Source organism: Aquirufa sp., from assembly GCF_964796385.1.
In genome coordinates this window covers 74514-92956 of record NZ_CBAUBA010000003.1, presented here as the reverse complement: position 1 = coordinate 92956, position 18443 = coordinate 74514, and the positions used below count along the sequence as shown (strand labels likewise).

General features: G+C 40.9%; 21 protein-coding genes. 7 read left to right on the top strand and 14 right to left on the bottom strand.

Annotated elements, in window-relative coordinates; translation table 11 throughout:
* Position 1: 1 nt before the first annotated feature.
* Together AC1W6K_RS02070 and AC1W6K_RS02065 are read right to left on the bottom strand one after the other, a co-directional pair.
* Positions 2-1504 (bottom strand): glycoside hydrolase family 10-like protein, encoded by a 1503-nt coding sequence (locus tag AC1W6K_RS02070; RefSeq protein WP_481946254.1) that lies wholly within the window; start codon positions 1502-1504, stop codon positions 2-4.
* 31 nt (positions 1505-1535) lie between these two features.
* Positions 1536-2231 carry a response regulator transcription factor gene (locus tag AC1W6K_RS02065; RefSeq protein WP_481946253.1) on the bottom strand — a complete coding sequence of 232 codons (696 nt, stop codon included), beginning with the start codon at positions 2229-2231 and terminating at the stop codon, positions 1536-1538.
* Positions 2232-2336: 105 nt separating this feature from the next.
* On the opposite strand from AC1W6K_RS02065, the gene AC1W6K_RS02060 reads away from it, so the two are divergent.
* Complete coding sequence (locus AC1W6K_RS02060) at positions 2337-3398, top strand: AI-2E family transporter (protein WP_481946252.1); 1062 nt, start codon at positions 2337-2339, stop codon at positions 3396-3398.
* Here AC1W6K_RS02060 and AC1W6K_RS02055 read toward each other — a convergent pair.
* Genes AC1W6K_RS02055 through AC1W6K_RS02045 form a run of 3 tightly spaced genes read right to left on the bottom strand, consistent with a single transcriptional unit; the run spans position 3384 to position 5808 of the window.
* Positions 3384-4112 carry a LytR/AlgR family response regulator transcription factor gene (locus AC1W6K_RS02055; RefSeq protein ID WP_481946251.1) on the bottom strand — a complete coding sequence of 243 codons (729 nt, stop codon included), beginning with the start codon at positions 4110-4112 and terminating at the stop codon, positions 3384-3386. The genes AC1W6K_RS02060 and AC1W6K_RS02055 overlap by 15 nt on opposite strands.
* An 8-nt stretch (positions 4113-4120) precedes the next feature.
* Complete coding sequence (locus AC1W6K_RS02050) at positions 4121-5164, bottom strand: sensor histidine kinase (RefSeq protein WP_481720379.1); 1044 nt, start codon at positions 5162-5164, stop codon at positions 4121-4123.
* A gap of 2 nt (positions 5165-5166) precedes the next feature.
* Complete coding sequence (locus AC1W6K_RS02045) at positions 5167-5808, bottom strand: histidine phosphatase family protein (protein ID WP_481720380.1); 642 nt, start codon at positions 5806-5808, stop codon at positions 5167-5169.
* A 69-nt stretch (positions 5809-5877) separates the two neighbouring features.
* Between AC1W6K_RS02045 and AC1W6K_RS02040 the strand changes: the two genes are divergently transcribed.
* Both AC1W6K_RS02040 and AC1W6K_RS02035 read left to right on the top strand, forming a co-directional pair.
* Positions 5878-6300, top strand: coding sequence for a hotdog fold thioesterase (locus AC1W6K_RS02040; protein ID WP_481946250.1), 423 nt, complete (start codon positions 5878-5880; stop codon positions 6298-6300).
* On the top strand, positions 6300-7412 hold the full coding sequence (locus AC1W6K_RS02035; protein ID WP_481946249.1) for a chorismate-binding protein: 1113 nt from the start codon (positions 6300-6302) through the stop codon (positions 7410-7412). Before AC1W6K_RS02040 ends, AC1W6K_RS02035 begins: the two co-directional genes overlap by 1 nt.
* Here AC1W6K_RS02035 and AC1W6K_RS02030 read toward each other — a convergent pair.
* From AC1W6K_RS02030 to AC1W6K_RS02000, 7 genes are read right to left on the bottom strand one after another with little or no spacing between them, the layout of a single operon-like run.
* A complete protein-coding gene (locus AC1W6K_RS02030; RefSeq protein WP_481946248.1) occupies positions 7396-8718 on the bottom strand; it encodes a hemolysin family protein in 1323 nt (440 codons plus the stop codon). The two genes, AC1W6K_RS02035 and AC1W6K_RS02030, sit on opposite strands and share 17 nt — an antisense overlap.
* Entirely contained in the window at positions 8715-8945 is a 231-nt protein-coding gene (locus AC1W6K_RS02025) for a hypothetical protein (RefSeq protein ID WP_481720388.1), read from the bottom strand. The genes AC1W6K_RS02030 and AC1W6K_RS02025 overlap by 4 nt, the downstream gene beginning before the upstream one ends.
* 1 nt (position 8946) lies before the next feature.
* Positions 8947-11490 carry a cytochrome c biogenesis protein CcsA gene (ccsA, locus tag AC1W6K_RS02020; protein WP_481946247.1) on the bottom strand — a complete coding sequence of 848 codons (2544 nt, stop codon included), beginning with the start codon at positions 11488-11490 and terminating at the stop codon, positions 8947-8949.
* 2 nt (positions 11491-11492) lie between these two features.
* Positions 11493-11936, bottom strand: a complete 444-nt coding sequence (locus tag AC1W6K_RS02015; RefSeq protein ID WP_481720392.1) for a cytochrome c maturation protein CcmE domain-containing protein — start codon at positions 11934-11936, stop codon at positions 11493-11495.
* Positions 11933-12139, bottom strand: a complete 207-nt coding sequence (locus AC1W6K_RS02010) for a CcmD family protein (RefSeq protein ID WP_395784142.1) — start codon at positions 12137-12139, stop codon at positions 11933-11935. Before AC1W6K_RS02010 ends, AC1W6K_RS02015 begins: the two co-directional genes overlap by 4 nt.
* 1 nt (position 12140) lies before the next feature.
* On the bottom strand, positions 12141-12815 hold the full coding sequence (gene ccsA, locus AC1W6K_RS02005; protein WP_481946246.1) for a cytochrome c biogenesis protein CcsA: 675 nt from the start codon (positions 12813-12815) through the stop codon (positions 12141-12143).
* Positions 12803-13468, bottom strand: a complete 666-nt coding sequence (locus AC1W6K_RS02000; protein ID WP_481720398.1) for a heme exporter protein CcmB — start codon at positions 13466-13468, stop codon at positions 12803-12805. Before AC1W6K_RS02000 ends, ccsA (AC1W6K_RS02005) begins: the two co-directional genes overlap by 13 nt.
* 149 nt (positions 13469-13617) lie before the next feature.
* Here AC1W6K_RS02000 and AC1W6K_RS01995 point away from each other — a divergent pair, with 149 nt between their 5' ends.
* Together AC1W6K_RS01995 and feoB are read left to right on the top strand one after the other, a co-directional pair.
* Positions 13618-13857 carry a FeoA family protein gene (locus AC1W6K_RS01995; RefSeq protein WP_481720400.1) on the top strand — a complete coding sequence of 80 codons (240 nt, stop codon included), beginning with the start codon at positions 13618-13620 and terminating at the stop codon, positions 13855-13857.
* A gap of 2 nt (positions 13858-13859) precedes the next feature.
* Positions 13860-15986: a ferrous iron transport protein B gene (feoB, locus tag AC1W6K_RS01990; protein ID WP_481720402.1), complete on the top strand. Its 2127-nt coding sequence runs from the start codon at positions 13860-13862 to the stop codon at positions 15984-15986.
* Here the strand turns inward: feoB and AC1W6K_RS01985 are convergent.
* The gene (locus AC1W6K_RS01985; RefSeq protein ID WP_481720404.1) at positions 15983-16432 is read right to left on the bottom strand and encodes a PaaI family thioesterase; all 450 of its coding nucleotides are present in this window, start codon (positions 16430-16432) and stop codon (positions 15983-15985) included. The genes feoB and AC1W6K_RS01985 overlap by 4 nt on opposite strands.
* A 25-nt stretch (positions 16433-16457) precedes the next feature.
* A complete protein-coding gene (locus tag AC1W6K_RS01980) occupies positions 16458-16877 on the bottom strand; it encodes a DUF2147 domain-containing protein (RefSeq protein WP_481720406.1) in 420 nt (139 codons plus the stop codon).
* A gap of 129 nt (positions 16878-17006) precedes the next feature.
* Between AC1W6K_RS01980 and AC1W6K_RS01975 the strand changes: the two genes are divergently transcribed.
* Both AC1W6K_RS01975 and AC1W6K_RS01970 read left to right on the top strand, forming a co-directional pair.
* Positions 17007-17768, top strand: a complete 762-nt coding sequence (locus AC1W6K_RS01975) for a phosphosulfolactate synthase (protein ID WP_481946245.1) — start codon at positions 17007-17009, stop codon at positions 17766-17768.
* A gap of 35 nt (positions 17769-17803) precedes the next feature.
* Positions 17804-18442, top strand: coding sequence for a VTT domain-containing protein (locus tag AC1W6K_RS01970; protein ID WP_481946244.1), 639 nt, complete (start codon positions 17804-17806; stop codon positions 18440-18442).
* Position 18443 lies beyond the last annotated feature (1 nt).

Sequence of the window (18443 nt, the reverse complement as noted above, 5' to 3'; positions counted from 1 at the left end):
ATTAATTAGGGTTAGGCACAATCCATTGAACCGTGCCGGCAGTTGACTCATTATGTAATCGATCGACGGCCGTTACGACAAATCCATGACCGGATTCTACGGTTGAAGCCTCTATCTGTATTTCTGTTTTGCTTCCTTTGTAAACAATATTTTCCGTATGTTCCAAAGCCTTCAATCCCTCCTTGCGATGGATTTTATAGACCAAATAATAGGTGGCAGGGTCTTTGTCCATACTCATTTCGCCAGGTTTCCATGTCAAAACCCATTGTCCCCCCTTTTTGTTTAAACTCACTTGGTGCGGAGCCGTGGGCGGAATGCTATCCAACCAAGGCATCGTGGGAACTAATGCCAAATGCGCAAAATATGATTTACGCAAAGTGTCTTGGAAGCCTTTTAAGTTTTTGGCTATTTGGCTTGAACTGAAGTAAATAGACCCTTTGACTTGATCTAAACTCCGAGCATGTTGCAATTGTTTGGCTAATTCCCCCGCATTCCACTGATCCGTTAAATGATAGGCCGCATGCCCCACGTAGATCGGTCGGCCATACCCATGCTCATTCCACCAGGCGGCAAGTGGCCCAAAGGGAGCTACTCTGTGCGTATTTCCCCAATATAATTGGGGGGCTAAATAATCAAGCCAACCAGCCTTCGCCCACTTTTCAGTATCAGCATACAAATCGTCATAGGACTGTAACCCGTTTCGTGTCGGGGATCCATATTCGGGATCTGAGCTTTTATGTCGCCAAATGCCAAATGGACTAATGCCAAATTTTACACGCGGATTGACTTCTTTAATGGCTTGAGCTATTTCTTGAATGAGATTATTGACGTTTCTGCGTCGCCAGTCGGCCAAACTTTCATTAGGTAATTTATACGTTTGATACGCTTCACCATCCTGAAAAACTTCATTTTTAATCGGATAAGGGTAAAAATAATCATCAAAATGAATGCCATCTACATCGTAGTTCTGTACAATATTTTTGACAACATTGGTGATATAATGCCGAACGGCAGGGATACCAAAATTTAAAAGATGTTGGTGATTATACGTCACAATCCACTCGGGGTGTTTGCGCACAATACTCTCCGAACTAAGTAAAGATTTAGTGGACATACTAGCCCTATTCATATTTAGCCACGCATGAAACTCCATGCCACGCGCATGACTTTCCGAAATCATGAAGGCAAGTGGATCGTAATAGGGTTTTGGTGCTTGGCCCTGTAGTCCAGACAAATAGGCGGACCAAGGTTCCGTGCTTTTGGCATAGAGTGCATCTGCTGCAGTACGCACTTGAACAAATAGGGCATTGATTCCGGTTTTATGATGGGAATCTAAAAGCTCAATGAATTCTTTTTGTTGGGTTATTCCATTGTAATTGCGCGCACTTGGCCAATCGATGTTTTGGACCGTTGCCACCCAAACGCCTCGTAACTCGCGTTTCGGATGCTCTGCCAACAGGCTAAATGAAAATAAAACTAGAATTAAAGGAAACTGCTTCATCATTGAAGCCGCAATTTACCAAAAATGGCTCGAATTAGGCCTTTTCAATCGAAAATAAATAACCTACCCCCTTCAGAGTTTTGATGTAATATTCCGGGATTTTCTCGCGTAGCTTTCGGATGTGCACATCTACTGTGCGTTCAACGACGTAGACGTCTGACCCCCAAACTTTTTCTAATAATTCGTCTCGGTTAAATACTTTATTTGGATTTTTTGCGAGATAGGAAAGTAACTCAAATTCCTTTTTAGGTAGCACAAGCGTACGTCCATCAAAGGTTGCTGCATATTGTGTCCGATTAATCACTAATCCGCCAATCGCAATAATTTCTTGACTTTCTTCCGCCGAATCGCGTTTCAGAATCGCATTGATGCGACTAACAAGAGCACGCGGCTTGATAGGCTTAATGATGTAATCATGCGCTCCTGCATCAAAAGCCGCCACCTCAGTAAACTCTTCTCCTCGCGCTGTTAGAAATAAAATCAGTGTATTTTTTAATTCAGGAATGGCTTTGATTTTACGTGCCGTCTCAATTCCATCCATCACGGGCATCATGACATCCATGATAATTAAGGCTGGCTTGAATTGTTTAACAATATCCAATGCTTGTTGTCCATCATGAGCTTTGGCCAAAACATAATTTTCTTTTGCTAAATTGTACTCCAGTAGCTCGAGAATATCGGGGTCATCATCCACCAAAAGTATTTTCGCTTTATTAAACTGTGTGTTCATATTCGTATTGGACAATTAGTTTAAATGAAGTGACACAAAGATATAAGTCGCTATATTACGAAATTGTTAACTTTTTCCTTACTTTGATTTAATTATTACTACCCAATGCCCGAAAAAACTGCTTATCCGATTCGCTTAGCTGCTGTGCTCATTTCCATTGCGCTAGTTATTTTGGGATTGTATCTACTTCAGGACTTACTTATTTTATTGTCATTTGGAATGATTCTTGCGATGTTACTTTTGCCCATTTGTGCTTGGCTTGAGCGTCGCGGATTGCTACGTGCCATTTCCATTAGTATCTGCTTACTGCTGCTTATTTTGGTTTTAGGCGGATTGTTATTACTTCTCATTGGGCAAGCGGCCGAATTTGTAAGCGACTGGCCCATCTTTATCAAAAAGGCGGAGTCTTGGTTAAACAGCCTACAAAGTTTTTTATCCAAAAACCTAAATATCTCCCGCAAAAAGCAAATGGGCGAGGTGACGAACCAAACCATGAATCTGTTAAAAAATTCCGGATCGATTTTATCTACAACGTTCACTACGTTAATTCACTCAATTACCACCCTGATTTTAGTCCCCATATTTGTATTTTTCTTCTTGTATTATCGGCAGTTTTTTTCGGAGTTTTTAAGTAAGGTTTTCCCAACAACCGAGCGTTCGGTGTTACAAGGAATTATGCACAAAACGGGCGGAGTGGTGCAGAGTTATTTGGTGGGACTTTTAGCGGTTATGCTGATCGTTGCCATTTCAAATTGCATTGGCTTTTGGTGGCTGGGTGTTGATTATTACTTGTTTTTTGGATCGTTGACGGGTATTTTATTGCTAATCCCTTACGTAGGGATTTGGGTGGGAGCGGCCTTACCGATCATTTTAACTTTAGTTACATTAGGCCCCGGTTTTGCTATGGGCGTAGTTGCTTGGGTAGCCGCAGTTCAATTTGTAGAAGCAAATTTCATAACACCATTGGTCATTGGATCCAAGGTGAGTATTAATCCCATGATTGCTATGTTGGCCCTTTTAGCCGGGGAACTAATTTGGGGAGTACCAGGTCTGATTTTAGCTTTGCCTTTAACCGCTATTCTTAAAGTTATTTTTGATCATGTGCCTGCACTTGAGGCCTATGGATTTTTGCTCGGCGAAGCCCCAAAACGATCAAAGCGAGAGTAACTCCTTGAACCTGATGGACTGTCGGCGCGATATCTCAATCTTCTCGCCCTTACCCATCAACGTAACCTGCAAGCCTCCGGAAAACCAGGGCTCAATTTTATCAATGTAATTTAGGTTGATGATATGCTTGCGATTCGCGCGAAAGAATACCTTGGGGTCCAAGCGATCTTCCATGGCATTTAAGGATTTCAAGACCAAGGGTTTCTGATCATCAAAAAACAAGCGGACATAATTTCCCATGGATTCGCATAGGCGAACGCGATCTAGGCGGACGAACCAACATTTCTCCCCGTCTTTCACAAAGATTTGGTCTTGGGCACCCAATTTATGACTAGGGCTTTCGGTAGCGCGCGTTTGTGCTTGCACCTGCTTTTCTAATTTTTGAATACTATCGCTGAGGCGAGATAGGTCAATGGGCTTCAACAAATAATCCAAGGCATTCACCTCAAATGCTTTTAATGCAAAGGCGTCAAAGGCTGTTGTAAAGATCACTTCGGGCAAAAATCCCTCCCAAGTTTCAAGCCATTCAAATCCTGTTTTCCCAGGCATTTGTATATCCAAAAACAACACGTCTGGCTGTTGGGTCTCTAGTAATTCGGACACCTCATCCGTATTAGCGGCCTCACCAATCACTTCGATATGTGGGAAATTTTCCAATAAACGTTTGAGTTCATTTCGAGCTAAGCGCTCGTCGTCTACGATAATTGCTTTCATGGTAGGTATTATTTTAGTTCAAGGTAAGGTAAAACCATCATTGCTTCCACGTGATTTTTGTCCAATGGACGAATACTTAATTGAGCGGTTTCTCCAAACAATAAATTAAGCCGACTCTTTGAATTTTCAAATCCAATCCCCAGCGAATTGGCCATTTCTGCTTTTAGTTGGCCAGGATTAATCACGGAGATATGTACACTTCCCTCATTCAATTGCGCAGCGATTGTGATCATCCCGCCTTTGACCGAATGTGAAATTCCATGTTTAATGGCATTTTCAACCAGTGTTTGGAGCATCATAGGAGGTATCTGAGCCTTTGAACATGTGGATGGAATTTCCATTTTCCACGTGAGTCGATCCTCATAACGAATTTTTTCCAATGCCAAATAATCAGCCACTGTTTCAAGTTCCTCTGCAAGCGGAATCGTTTTTCTGCGCTCAGTCAATAATGAGCTACGCAGTAATTTTGACAATTGGTTAATCCCCTTTTTTGCCTTTTGAGGATCTTCCGTAATTAGCGCTTGCACGCTGTTTAATGCATTGAAAACAAAATGTGGATTCATTTGGGCGCGCAAAACTTTACCTTCAGTTTCCTGTATCGTGCGTTCCAATCGGTCCTGCTCACGTTCCATGTCCAGCTTTTTATTGGAATATTGGAAGAAGAAATAAATCAACTGCCAAATTGCCAACGGCTTCATAAAATTGAATAAAATCTGAATGACAATAAATGGGCTTAATGTAACGTCATAGCTTTCTTGTAGAAAGGTATAATCCATGGGGATGTTTAAGCCTACTAAACAAAGCGCCATGAAAAGTAGCGCAAGAATATTCAATTGTAAGAGGCGAAATAAGCTCAGATCTTGCCAATGGAAGTGTTTGGTTATATGTCGGTATTGGTGGGTTAAGAAAATAGCGAGCGAAATATTGGCCAACGATGAAAAAAGCCATGCCCATTTCCAACCATATTGATTTGTGTAAAGTAGGGCTTCATTGAGCGCCCAGGCAAACCAGCCGCCGAATTGCAATGTCCAATAAAGCTGATTTTTTTTCATCCTTACATGGATTCGGGCAAGTCGCGTAAATGATCCGTGTGATTTGCTTTTAAAAGGTTGAATTTGCCTTGTTTGTAGTCATATTGAATGTGATACAAACATAAATTTTGATGGGCAAAATCGTCCATTTTGTGCAATGGTTTTTCAAATAAATGCGTAAGTAAAACACGCATGGCACGCCCATGCATTGCAATCAATATCGATTTTTCTTCTGGACGCGAAAGAATTAGGTCGACGACCGGTTTTTGTTTTTCTAAAACCTCAAGTGGACTTTCACCCTCCTCAGACTGCACATGTACATTCCCTTCACGCCATGTTTTAGTTAAATTTCGATAGTAAGTATCATCTGCTGTATTCGGGGTGCGACCCTCACGAACACCCCAAGAAATTTCGTTTAAACCTGCATGCTGCTCCCATGGAAGTCCCTTTTCGATGAATTGTTGGACCGACTGATGTGTTCTCTTCAGCGCAGAGGTATAGATTTTATCTAATTCAAGGTGATGATAATGCGCATAAAATGCTTCTGCTTGTCTTTGACCCAATTCATTCAAATCGGCATCAATACCGCTGCCCTGAACTACCCCGGAACGGTTGTATATCGTTTCGCCGTGGCGTATCAAGTAAATGTCTTTAATCGAATGCATAAAAAATTACGAAAGGGTCTTTATTCGGCAAATATTTCCGAATTTTACGCCACAAAACTACGAATATTTATGTTTAATACGGCCATTTCTCTTGATACCATAAATGCATGGGCAGCGGGTAATATGATCGAGCATCTGGGAATTGAGTTCACTGAAATCCATGCAAACTTTATCAAAGCTAAAATGCCTGTTGACCATCGAACAAAACAGCCTTTCGGCTTACTACATGGCGGCGCATCCGTTGTATTAGCAGAAACGATGGGGAGCATTGCTTCTAGTTTAGCTGTACCAGATGCGGAACATTACAAAGGGGTCGGGGTTGAAATTAATGCCAATCACTTGAAATCGGCGCGCGGAGGTTTTGTCGTAGGAACCTGCATTCCGTTACGAATTGGAAAAACACTACATGTGTACGAAATAAAAATTCATGATGAGGACGAACAATTAATCTGCGCGAGTCGTTTAACTGTAGCTATATTGAAAGTAGATTAATGTCAAATTTGTGGAGTAAGTTGTGGGAGGATGCAGTTCAATCAGAACATGCCATCGTTGTTTGGCGATTGCCTAATCAGCCTGAGAAGCACTTGATGGTGGACGCCACTGGGGGAGTGAAACAAGCTTCTTTGGATATAGCGGCCTTACCAAGCGGATTTTTAGTCGCCCCCTTCGAAGGAGAACCTTATTTTTTATCGGCAAGTCACATACACTCATCACCCGTTCTCCCATTCGATTTACCTTTAGTTAAGGACGTACCTGTGGTGGTAGACGAGGTTGAAAAGGCGTATTTTAAGGAGCAAGTTCGGCGTTCAATTGAAAAAATTCATCTTGGTGAGTTTCAGAAAGTAGTTTTATCGCGTACGGCAGAACAAATTTTTGATCCGTCTTTTGATGTTTTGGAGGCTTTTGATCGCTTATGTATGGCTTATTCATCTGCATTTATATGTGCCGTATATCTTCCTTCTTTTGGTAGTACGTGGATGTGCGCCACCCCTGAAATACTTGTTTCGCAGAATAAAGCGGGAGTTTTTAGTACGATTTCACTTGCAGGCACGCATGCAGCTTCACAAGCAGATGGCACGCAATTATCTGTTCAGGAAGTGCGCTGGTCACAAAAGGAGATAGAGGAACAAGCCTATGTAAGCCGCTATATTATTGATTGTTTTAAGCGGATTCGCCTGAGAGAGTATGTCGAAACTGGGCCTAAAACCGTACTGGCCGGTAATTTGATGCATTTAAAAACGGAATACTTGGTAGATACACAGAAGTATCATTATCCAGGTTTAATTTCTACTATGTTAGACCTTTTACACCCGACTTCTGCCGTTTGTGGCACACCTAAAGAAGCAGCAAAATCTTGGATTCACTCGGTAGAAAAGCACCAGCGATCGCTATACAGTGGATATTTGGGTCCTGTTAATGTGGATCAAGAGATACATTTGTTTGTTAATCTACGTACTGTCCGCTTGGAACATGGTATTAAACAAATGAAGGCAACTTATTTTGCAGGTTGTGGAATTACGGAGGAATCTATTCCTGAAACAGAATGGCAAGAGACAGAAATGAAATGCCAGACACTCCAGCGCGTACTTAGTGCTTCCCTTTAGTAGGTTCGTCTTTCGGTATTTTTCCTGTAATAATCATTTTAATGGTATCAATTCGAGCGTCAGTTACCGAAATGATTTGGAATTGAAAAGGGCTTAATGTAATAATCTCATTCACGCCAGGAATATCTTCATAAATGCTAATAAGCATTCCTCCCAGCGTTTCATAGTCGCCATCTGGTAAATTCCAAGCATATTTTTCGTTTAAATAATCGATTTCATGTCGGCCTGAAAGCAAATACGTGTGATCATCTAATTCCTTTTCAATCCAATCTTCGGAGTCATCATACTCATCTTGAATTTCACCAAAAATCTGCTCCATCACATCCTCCATGCTGACTAATCCGGAGGTACTTCCGAATTCATCAACGACCAATGCCAGTGATTTACGCTCTTTGGAGAACTTGATCATCAGGTCATTCGCTGGCATAGCTTCAGGAACGATTGGAATGGGGGTTAAAATGGCCAACAGGTCTTTTGGCTTTTTGAATAATTCCAACGAATGGCAATAGCCGATTACCTCCTCAAGTGTTTCTTTGTAAACCAAAACTTTAGAATGGCCACTTTCGATAAATACATGAGTTAAGCCTTCAATGCCTTCCTCTACTTCAATAGCCGTAATTTCTGTCCGAGGAATCATACATTCGCGGACCTTTACTTGTTTGAATTCGAGGGCATTATGGAAAATTTTAGTGTCAACTTCATTTTCCTCTTCAGTCGAAATCTTTCGATTCAAATTTTGTAAATAATGATTCAAGTCCGTAAGTCCAAAGGCGGGCTTTTCCTCCGAATAAGGAAGCCGTAAAACTTGGGTAATGAACCATTTAGACAGGCCAACAATACTCCAAACTAATGGAAACATGAGTGTATTGATTATCCATATTGGGATGGCAAGGAATTCGAGAATGGCATCTGGATTGATTAAAAAAACACTTTTGGGAGTGAATTCAGAGGTCATCAAAATTAAGATTGTGGCTAGAATTGAAGCCAATAAGCGGGCGATGATCTCATTTTCGATTACAGGAATGTTATGCAAAATCAAATGGTGGAGAAACTCTTCCATGAAAATACCATATGCCACGAGGGTAAGTGTATTTCCAATCAACATTGTGCCGATGAATAGGGATGGACTTCGGTTGAAATTAGAAATGATTTTGGCGCTTAGAATATTTTGTTTCGACTTAAGTTCGAAGTACAATTTATTCGAGGAAACAAAAGCCATTTCGACTCCAGAAAAGAATGCAGAAAATACCATGGAAACGATTATTCCAATGATTTGACTACTTTGAATAGTATATTCTGGACTCATTGACTATTTTTTTTTGATTCTTCTTCCTCCTTTTTCAATCGGATATTTTTTGAAAATTGATAATAAAAGAGGCAAGCAACGGCGTACATGAGCCATCCATAATGGTAAAATATTTCATTCCAAAAGTCGCCTTGAATCTCCTTGGGTGTCGGACTATTTAGGTCAATAATCCAAATAATCAAAAATCCGATGGCACCCGAAATACTTAATTTTTCTCTACGACTCATGTTAAGCGATATTTTTTTCTGTCCGACGAAATGTAGCGACAAATAATCCAATAAACATAAGAATCGATCCAACCCAAACCAAATTGATATACGGTTTTTCCAATGCCTTTATAATAATTAAGTCTTGCTGGGTCGTATTAACCGCAAAACTAAACTGTTGTGTCTTTGGGTCTATCGCCGTAAATTTAATTTTTATACCTGTCTCCTCGCTTTCAAAAGCTGGCATCGCAACCATACCATCCTTAATAATAAAGGTTGGTTTCAAATCAAACTGCTGGAAGTTTTTACCCAACACAAGAAAATTGGCCTGAACAGCGGCATCTGTTTCGCTTAGGCTTACCCCTTCGACATTTGTTACGCGGCTCACGTCTTTTAGGACGGCTACAAAATCATTTAAAAACAACGTATCGCCAATGGAGACCTTTGAATTTATAGTTTGACTCCATTGCTTTTCCTCACCCGCCTCGGCAGCCAAGCGTGGGTCTAGCGAAACATAGGTGTAAATATCATGTCCCCAGGCGTGTTTTACATCCGGCGAAATGGCGGTTCCCATTTTTGGATTTACTTGCCAGCGCGGATATAGTGAAACTACTTTTCCCTCTGCATTCTTAAACTCTAATTCGTAATAATTATTCTCAGGCTCTACAGTTAGTGTATCCCCTTTTTTCGCAACAGATTCTCCATCTTGTGTCACGTCGCGCAGAGCTACGGCATGAAAATCCCCCTCAATAATTTCAAAATCTTTTTTGTTGTAGTATCCTGATTTTCCACGAATAGCAATTTTACGGCCTTTATAAGTCACCAAATAATCTTGCATTTGCGCCCCTTGTCCTAGCCAAAGTGGAAGATTTTCTTTGTTTTCTTTGTTGTTATCTTTCGTAAATTCTTCGACTTTATTCGAGATGGCAAATCCCGACCGATTTAGTGAGACAACTTTAGAGTATCCAGATGAAAACAACACCCCAATCAACATAATCGCTAATCCTACGTGTGCCATTGCACCGCCTGAAAGCGAGAATTTTTGTTTAATCAAAAACCAAAGGATGGTTCCATTGGCAATTGTAGAAAATAGACTACTCCACAAAAGTACAATGTAGGAAGCCGTATAGATCTTGCCCAGGTTAACAAATAAAACGGTTAATAAACTGGCAATTAACACCGCATTTAAAAGTGGCTTCCATTTAGTTGATTCCTTAATTTTCCCCCACCAAACGTACTGACCTACTGCACTCAAAACAGCAACTGCTACAAAAATCCATATTTGAATTTTACTGTAATGTTCTGCTTGATCAGCAGGTAGTGCCAGATTAGAAACTAATCCAAAGGCCTCCGCGATAGTATTGTAGACCGGGATAGACGTTGTAAATGTTAGTTGGAATGCCGATAAGCCCAATATAGATGCACCAACAAAAATCCAGAATTCTTTTGAATAGACCCCAATTTCCTTTTCGTCTTTGGGTAGGTCTTTCCAACGGTACCAAGCAAATGCGATGGCACCAACAAGGAAAGTTAGCATGTAAACGAGTAATTGACCAGATAATCCAAGATCTGTAAAAGAGTGCACTGATGCATTTCCTAATACACCGGAACGATTTAAGAAAGTTGAGTACAGAACCAAAATAAAGGCTGAAATCACCAAAATTATAGAGGTCTTTAATGCGGCACTTGAATTACGGTAGGCGACCATAGTGTGGATGGCTCCAATTAGAACTAGCCAAGGCACAAGCGAAGCGTTTTCTACGGGATCCCAATTCCAATAACCACCAAAATTTAAGGTTTCATATGCCCAGTAAGCTCCCATCAAAATTCCAATGCCTAGGATACCACCGCAGGCCAATGCCCATGGTAATGCGGGTTTAATCCATTCGGTCAACTTATTTTTCCAAAGCCCTGCAATTAAGTAGGCAAATGGAATTAAAGTCATGGCAAAACCTAGAAACAAGGTAGGAGGATGAATGACCATCCAATAATTCTGTAATAGTGGATTTAAGCCTCGGCCATCTTTCGGGATAAAGTTTGGCTGCATGCTCCAAACAGGCAAGTCGGGTTGTGCTTCGCGCAAAAGCAAGAATGGGGAGGAGCCAATTTTCAAGTCGATGACCGGAATGATAACGCCAATAATCATGGAGGTTAAGAAGGTTTGAACAAGCGCAAAAACGGTCATCACTGGGCCCTCCCAAGTGGGATTTCTGATCATCAACAGCAAACCAAGTAGCGCCTGCCAAAATATCCAAAGTAAGAAACTGCCTTCTTGTCCTTCCCAAAAACAAGAAATCATAAACTGAAGTGGTAGGGCAAGCGAAGCATGGGTAAACGCGTAATGGTATTCGAAATAGTGATTGTAAATGATGTGAAAAAGGCTGTAGGCCACACCGATTACAGCGGCAAAATGAATGAAAAACAAGGTGCGCGCAGTTTGTCTCCATTCCGTGTTTAGCGCATCTGTTTGACTCGTCTTATAGTACGCGAATGTAGCGAGAAGAGCCGTTACAAATGAGATAATGACGAGGCCATGTCCTATTTGGCCAATACTTTCGTGTATCATAATTATTTTTTTGCTTCTACTGAAGCGCTTGAGTCGGCGGAAATTTTACCCTCTTGGTATTTCGATGGGCATTTCAATAATATTTTATCACAATAAAAAATCTTGTCGGCCTTCATACTTCCCACCAGCACGATTTTTTCTGATTTCTCAAAATCCTGCGGTTTCGGAGCAGCATAAATTACTTCGTTTTCTCTTCCCAAACTATCCTCTACACTAAATTGCAGCCTGTTGGCATCTAACGCAGGGTTAAATTGTAACCCTACAATATGCCCTTGCGCGTCTTTCTTTAACTTGCCGACCACATGAACTTTTTGATTTGGATCTTGCTGGCCGATGCGTTCTGCTTCATCGAAGCCTACATACGTACTTGCGTCACTTGTAGTAATTAGTATAATTCCGATGGCAATCGCAATAAGGATTAGCCCTACGATATGTGTTTTTTTCATTTGAGGCGATTTTCTAAATCAGTGATTTTGCGGTCTAAGCGAAACAAATACACAAATAATCCCACCAAAATGATGCCGATTACAGCGATTACCACATTTATTTTACCGTCGGCCCGAAATTGATCGGCCATTTCTACCTCGGATTGTGCATTTGCCACGAAAGTAGTTAGTATTAAAAGCAGGCTGAATAAGTTCGTTTTCATATTATTCTTTTTCTTCGATTTGTTGTTCAATCTGTTTAATTCGGACGCGCAGATTCGCAATCCAGAATCCTAACATGGTCCAGCCGATTATCGCTGGATAAAATACCATACGCATGCGATTGTCTAAGTCCATGGAATTGAATCCAGGATTACCGCCATTCCCTGGGTGCAATGAATCCGTCATGCGGGGAAGTATCCAAATGAGCACCATGAAAACAACAAAGGCAAATATATTGTATACGGATGATATTCGAGCTTTTTGTTGGTCATCTGGGAGTGAAGAGCGAACCAATAAATAGGCAAGATAAATCAGTAAGCCTACGGCAACGGAATTTAATTTTGGGTCGTTTGTCCACCAATCACCCCATGTAAATTTGGCCCAAAAGGACCCAGTTATTAGGCCTAAAATAGCAAAAATAAGACCTGTTTCGACATAGGCATAGGATTTGGTGTCTGCCTGCAGATCTCCTTTCCGGAGGTATTGAATAGAATGATATACGGATGTTCCTAGTAAGAATATCATGGTAAACCACATCGTTACGTGAAAATACAAGTTCCGTACTGTTTCGTTTAATATGGCTTGACGAGGCACTTTACCATTTAAACCTGCATAGACGGTGTAAAAAAGAAGTGCAATGCAAACGAATTTCCAAAAGTTCTTTTTCAATGTCTCCATATATAGGGAAATAAGATGCCTGACAAAACGACTACAATCGTATTTAATGCGCCTAGAATGGCAATTTCGTCATAATTTTCTTGAATGGAAATTCCGTCCATAGCACTTTTCGATAATTTCAATACGAGTAGTAGTAAAGGAATGATAATAGGGAAACTTAAAACGGCCATTAATGTTGCCGAATTTTCAGCTTGTGCTGCAATGCCTGCCATGAGTGTGAGCGTTGAAGCAAGACCGATGGACCCTAAAATAATGGATAGGAGGTAAAGTGGCATGTTTCCAACGGGGTTTCCCATGACCCAGGAATAAAATAAAATTCCAATCAATGAAACCCCAATCATGACGATTGAATTATAAATTATTTTAGAATAGATGACTGCCTCCGGGCTAACAAGGGTGTAATAAAAGAGGTTTCGTTGGCTTGGTTCCTGTGTAAAACTCTTCGCGATTGCATTGATAGCGATGAAAAGCAGGATAATCCAAAACAACGTATTCCAAGTTATGGGGTTGATGCTATGTTGTTTGGCTTTAAAAGAAAGGTAACAAACGAAAATGGTGGAGGCCAGGTAAAGCAGCAATCCATGCAGCGCATAGCGCTGACGCCATTCCAATTGCATTTCTTTTTTGACTAAAACAGATATATGACCGAACATTTTGATTGAAAAATCCTAAAGGATCGGCAATTTACGATAGAAATTTTGCTTTCGGATACATTACGAACTAAAACTATTGCTTATCATTTTTTAGGTCAAAAATACTTAGTACATTTAGCCTAATTTTGAATAATTCTAAATAAGTAGACTTGAATACGCGTAAGACTTTAGCTGATTTAAAAATAGGAGAACGAGGTGAAATTATTGGTTTTACAGATGCCTTGCTTTCGTTAAAGTTATTGGAAATGGGGTGTTTGCCTGGTTCTGATGTAGAAATGACGCATTTGGCTCCATTTGGAGATCCGATAGCAATTAAGGTCTCCGGGTATACCTTGACAATGCGCAAGGATGAGGCGGCAACTATTCAAATTAATCCCTTAAAAAACTGATTTTGTCTCAAAGACCTAAAATAGCGTTAATTGGTAATCCAAATGCTGGAAAATCCTCTTTGTTCAATAGCCTGACAGGTTTGCGGCAAAAGACGGGGAACTTTCCAGGTGTTACAATGGATAAGCTGACAGGTGTATGGGAAATTGAACCGGGAAAGGAGGTTGACATATTAGACTTACCTGGTATCTACAGCATTTACCCGAAGTCCATTGACGAGGAGTTGGTTATCAATATTTTGGGTAACCCTACCCATGAAGATTATCCGGACATGGCGATTGTGGTGGCGGATGCTTCTAATTTAAAACGAAATTTATTGCTTTTTTCGCAGGTGCGTGATTTGGGTATACCCACGGTACTTGCTTTAAATATGATTGATGTTGCGGAGTCAGAAGGTTATGTGATTAACTCAATCAAGTTAGCCCGCGAGTTAAATGTCGAGGTAGCTGAAATTAATGCGAAAAAAGGGATTGGTGTTAATGGCTTACGTTTGGCTGTAAGTAAAACGTTAGCGAATCGGTACGCGTCAAATGATGGACTGCCGTTGCCAGTGGATGAGCAATTGCTGGCAGGGATTGAATTGAAGTTTGGGGAGGCGGATCCATACCGTTCTTTATTGTGGCTTATGGAGCATGATCGGTTGAAAATGTTTTCACCGGATCAGCGCAAGACCTTTGATGCGATACAGGATGAATTCCAATTTAAATCTGAAGAATACAAAACTTCTGAGACGGTCAAAAGGTATGAAGCCTTATCCGAGGTTGTCGAGCGCTGTGTTATAAATTTGAATCGTCAATGGGATGCTCCGCCTGTTAAAACGTGGACGGATCGGCTTGATTCACTTTTTTTACATTCGGTAGGCGGGTATTTATTTTTCTTCTTGCTATTATTTGTGATGTTTCAGGCGGTATTTACCTGGGCAGTCTACCCGATGGATGCGATTGATGGGGGAGTGGCGTATTTGAATGATTGGTTGAAAGCAGTTTTGCCTGCATCTGCTTTGACGGGCTTATTGACCGATGGCCTTGTGGCCGGAATTGGTGGAGTTTTGATTTTCGTGCCTCAAATTGCTTTTCTATTTTTCTTCATTGCCATGTTGGAGGAAACGGGCTATATGTCTCGTGTTATGTTTATCATGGATAAATTGATGCGTCGATTTGGCTTGAATGGCAAATCTGTTGTACCATTGATTTCAGGGGTTGCATGTGCTGTGCCTGCTATCATGAGTACGCGGTCAATTGGATCATGGAAAGATCGTTTGATTACAATTATGGTGACGCCCTTGATGTCTTGTTCGGCTCGTTTGCCTATTTACACCATCTTAATTTCGTTGGTTGTTCCGGAAAAAAGCACCTTGTTTGGGCTATTCAATTTGCAGGGATTGGCTCTTTTTGGTATGTATTTATTGGGCTTTTTAATGGCCATTATTTCAGCCTGGGTGATGAAGCAAATTTTGCAGGTGAAAGAGCGAAGTTATTTTATCATGGAATTACCCACCTACAAAGCGCCTAGGTTCAAACACATGGCGATTTCTATCTTAAATTCAGTCAAGGCCTTTGTTTTTGAAGCCGGTAAAATTATTGTTGCCATATCAATTGTTTTATGGGTATTAGCTAGTTATGGACCAGGTGATAGTATGAGCGAAGTTGATGCACGCTTACGAAAAGCTAACCCTATGTTATCAGCCAGTGAGTTATCCAATCGAATCGCTGCAGAAAAGTTGGAGCAATCTTATGCAGGACATTTTGGACATTTTATAGAGCCTGCTATAAAACCGTTAGGTTACGATTGGAAAATAGGTATTGCTTTAATAACGTCATTTGCTGCGCGCGAGGTGTTTGTGGGAACGATGTCCACTATTTACAGTTTGGGTGGAGATGTGGATGATGAAAATGCAACAATTAAGAATCGGATGCGCGCCGAAATCAACCCTGATACTGGGAAGCCACTTTATGATGCCGCACTTGGATTTTCTTTGTTGATATTTTATGCTTTTGCAATGCAATGCATGAGTACGTTAGCGACGACCTACCGGGAAACAAAATCGTGGAAATATCCCGCGATCCAGTTTTTCTACATGACTGCCTTAGCTTATTTGGCTGCGTTCATCACCTACCAGGTGTTGGCTTAGAAGTTGACAGGAATGGACGTTGCCGCCAGGTTACTCGACCCTTTTGCTAATAGCTTTCCTTCTTCATTATAAAGTTTGGCTTCTACATTCGCAATTTTCTTACCTACGCGATAAACCTCGGAAACGGCTATTACTTTTTCACCTGCTTTTGCTCCAAAAAGAAAATCAACATGTAAGTTGATGGTCACATAGAGGTGTTCTATTTTTAACGTAATGAGTGTCATCCCCATGATCTCATCCAAAATTGTGGTGATGATTCCACCATGCATTATTTGCGCATGGTTGCACTGGTCGGGGCGAACGTCAAATTCAGCCGTAATTGACCCTGCGGAGGCTTTTAGCAAAGTTCCATCCAGCCAGGTTGTAATAGGATTGGGATTTCCATCCGCAATTTTTTTATTTAAATTCTGATTTAAAAATGCGATAATTGACTCGTTTGGGATCATCTTAGGCGTTAGTTTAAGGGGGTAATTAAGAGCGGGACCATGTAGAGGTTCGGCCAAACATGGCTGAGCCTACAAAACCGCGAATGTCTAGTTTTTGATTTTTGTCTTTTACCTTTAAAATGCAATCATAGGTTTTGCCAGAATTCGGGTCGTAAATTGTGCCTGATTCCCAGCTTTCCCCTGTAAATGTAAAGTTTTGAAGGATGACCGTACCTACTAAGTCGCGGTTTCTGAGTTTAGGATCTGGATTGTTTGTGTCCTTTTTCCCAGGAATTTTCCCCCAAGATATTTTTCCAAAATAACGGTCTCCTTGTTTAAAAATTGTGATTTTTCCATCCCGCTTTTCCGAAACCCATTCCCCAAGAATCTGGTCTGAACTACCGTTTGCGGCACTGTTAAACGTAATAAAAAGCGAACAAATTAATAAAAGAAAAAAAGGTCTCATGATGGTAAGTTTTATTCCGACAAATATATGAGTATTTTGGGATTTGCCACAACGAGATGGAATGCTTATTTTTGCGAACTAGTGTCTAGCATGTACGTATTTAATTAATAGTTACAATCTAAAAAACCTATGAATTACAATTTGAGCCAAATTCCTGACCGGACCATTAAGCCAAGACAAAAAGGGTTGACCATGGTCATGGACAAAGGGTTGAGCCTTCGTCAAGTTGAGGATTTTATTGAGATGGCCGGTGCCTACACGGATATCGTTAAATTGGGTTGGGCAACATCTTATGTTACGCCAAACCTTAAAGAGAAACTAGCTATTTACAAGTCTGCAGGCATTCCCGTTTATTTTGGCGGGACGCTTTTTGAGGCTTTTTATGTTCGAGGACAGTTTGATGAATATCGACGTGTTTTAGATGAATTTGGAATGGAATATGCAGAGGTCTCCGATGGTTCGATTGAGATGGAGTCAGAGGTGAAATGCGAGTTTATTCGGACATTGAGCCAACAAGTCACCGTGCTTTCAGAAGTGGGCTCCAAGGATGAAGCTAAAATCATTCCTCCTTACAAATGGATTAAATTGATGCGCATGGAGTTAGAAGCAGGTGCATGGAAGGTAATTGGGGAGGCGCGTGAAGGAGGCAATGTAGGACTATTTCGTTCTTCGGGTGAAGTTCGTCAAGGGTTGGTAGAAGAAATTTTGACTGAAATTCCAGAGGATAAGATACTTTGGGAAGCACCGCAGAAGTCGCAGCAAGTTTGGTTTGTTAAGCTAGTGGGCGCCAATGTGAACATGGGGAATATCGCCCCAAGCGAAGTAACTTCGCTTGAGACAATCCGACTAGGTTTGCGTGGCGATACGTTTGATCATTTTTTGACTAAATAAGTCTTTCATTTACCGCGTGATTTCCGCGCTTTCATATGATTCAATTATTGCTTGATCTATTAAAAGATCCATTAACTTTTTTAAGCGATTTTATCGCGGCCAATGGCTCTCTGACCTATGCCCTTTTATTTGCGATTGTATTTGTTGAGACGGGATTAGTTATTATGCCCCTATTGCCTGGAGATTCCTTGTTATTTTCCGTGGGATTATTGGCGTCCGCTAGTGGTCAATTAAGTTTGTCAACGGTCATTCCCTTACTCATTACAGCTGCACTTTTGGGAGATCAATTGAATTATTTTATCGGCCGTAATTTTAGTTCCTGGATTAAAAGTAGAGAGCAAGTTTTGTTTTTGAAGCGGTCTCATATTGAAAAGACGGAGGAGTTTTATGCTACATATGGCTCAAAAATGGTCATTTTAGCCCGTTTCATCCCAATTGTTCGGACGGTAGCTCCATTTGTAGCAGGCGCAGGAAGGATGTCTTATCCCGTTTACTTATTATATGGATTTTTGGGTGCTTGTCTGTGGGTTTTCAGTATTACGTTGGCTGGATATTATTTAGGAGATAACGAATGGGTTAAGTCCAATTTTGAAAAAGTAGTCTTAGGCATTGTAGGTGTATCCGTTTTGCCCATCCTTATTGGGGTACTTAAACAGTCATTTTCGAAGAAATAAG

What these genes read in the sequence shown, in the direction of transcription:
- AC1W6K_RS02070 (WP_481946254.1), bottom strand. Translation starts at nt 1,504, where the DNA reads ATGATGAAGCAGTTTCCTTTAATTCTAGTTTTATTTTCATTTAGCCTG.
- AC1W6K_RS02040 (WP_481946250.1), top strand. Translation starts at nt 5,878, where the DNA reads ATGTTTAATACGGCCATTTCTCTTGATACCATAAATGCATGGGCAGCG.
- AC1W6K_RS02065 (WP_481946253.1), bottom strand. Translation starts at nt 2,231, where the DNA reads ATGAACACACAGTTTAATAAAGCGAAAATACTTTTGGTGGATGATGAC.
- AC1W6K_RS02010 (WP_395784142.1), bottom strand. Translation starts at nt 12,139, where the DNA reads ATGAAAACGAACTTATTCAGCCTGCTTTTAATACTAACTACTTTCGTG.
- AC1W6K_RS02035 (WP_481946249.1), top strand. Translation starts at nt 6,300, where the DNA reads ATGTCAAATTTGTGGAGTAAGTTGTGGGAGGATGCAGTTCAATCAGAA.
- AC1W6K_RS02055 (WP_481946251.1), bottom strand. Translation starts at nt 4,112, where the DNA reads ATGAAAGCAATTATCGTAGACGACGAGCGCTTAGCTCGAAATGAACTC.
- AC1W6K_RS02000 (WP_481720398.1), bottom strand. Translation starts at nt 13,468, where the DNA reads ATGTTCGGTCATATATCTGTTTTAGTCAAAAAAGAAATGCAATTGGAA.
- AC1W6K_RS01985 (WP_481720404.1), bottom strand. Translation starts at nt 16,432, where the DNA reads ATGATCCCAAACGAGTCAATTATCGCATTTTTAAATCAGAATTTAAAT.
- AC1W6K_RS02015 (WP_481720392.1), bottom strand. Translation starts at nt 11,936, where the DNA reads ATGAAAAAAACACATATCGTAGGGCTAATCCTTATTGCGATTGCCATC.
- ccsA (WP_481946246.1), bottom strand. Translation starts at nt 12,815, where the DNA reads ATGGAGACATTGAAAAAGAACTTTTGGAAATTCGTTTGCATTGCACTT.
- AC1W6K_RS01975 (WP_481946245.1), top strand. Translation starts at nt 17,007, where the DNA reads ATGAATTACAATTTGAGCCAAATTCCTGACCGGACCATTAAGCCAAGA.
- AC1W6K_RS02050 (WP_481720379.1), bottom strand. Translation starts at nt 5,164, where the DNA reads ATGAAAAAAAATCAGCTTTATTGGACATTGCAATTCGGCGGCTGGTTT.
- AC1W6K_RS02030 (WP_481946248.1), bottom strand. Translation starts at nt 8,718, where the DNA reads ATGAGTCCAGAATATACTATTCAAAGTAGTCAAATCATTGGAATAATC.
- AC1W6K_RS01980 (WP_481720406.1), bottom strand. Translation starts at nt 16,877, where the DNA reads ATGAGACCTTTTTTTCTTTTATTAATTTGTTCGCTTTTTATTACGTTT.
- AC1W6K_RS02045 (WP_481720380.1), bottom strand. Translation starts at nt 5,808, where the DNA reads ATGCATTCGATTAAAGACATTTACTTGATACGCCACGGCGAAACGATA.
- ccsA (WP_481946247.1), bottom strand. Translation starts at nt 11,490, where the DNA reads ATGATACACGAAAGTATTGGCCAAATAGGACATGGCCTCGTCATTATC.
- AC1W6K_RS01970 (WP_481946244.1), top strand. Translation starts at nt 17,804, where the DNA reads ATGATTCAATTATTGCTTGATCTATTAAAAGATCCATTAACTTTTTTA.
- AC1W6K_RS02025 (WP_481720388.1), bottom strand. Translation starts at nt 8,945, where the DNA reads ATGAGTCGTAGAGAAAAATTAAGTATTTCGGGTGCCATCGGATTTTTG.
- AC1W6K_RS02060 (WP_481946252.1), top strand. Translation starts at nt 2,337, where the DNA reads ATGCCCGAAAAAACTGCTTATCCGATTCGCTTAGCTGCTGTGCTCATT.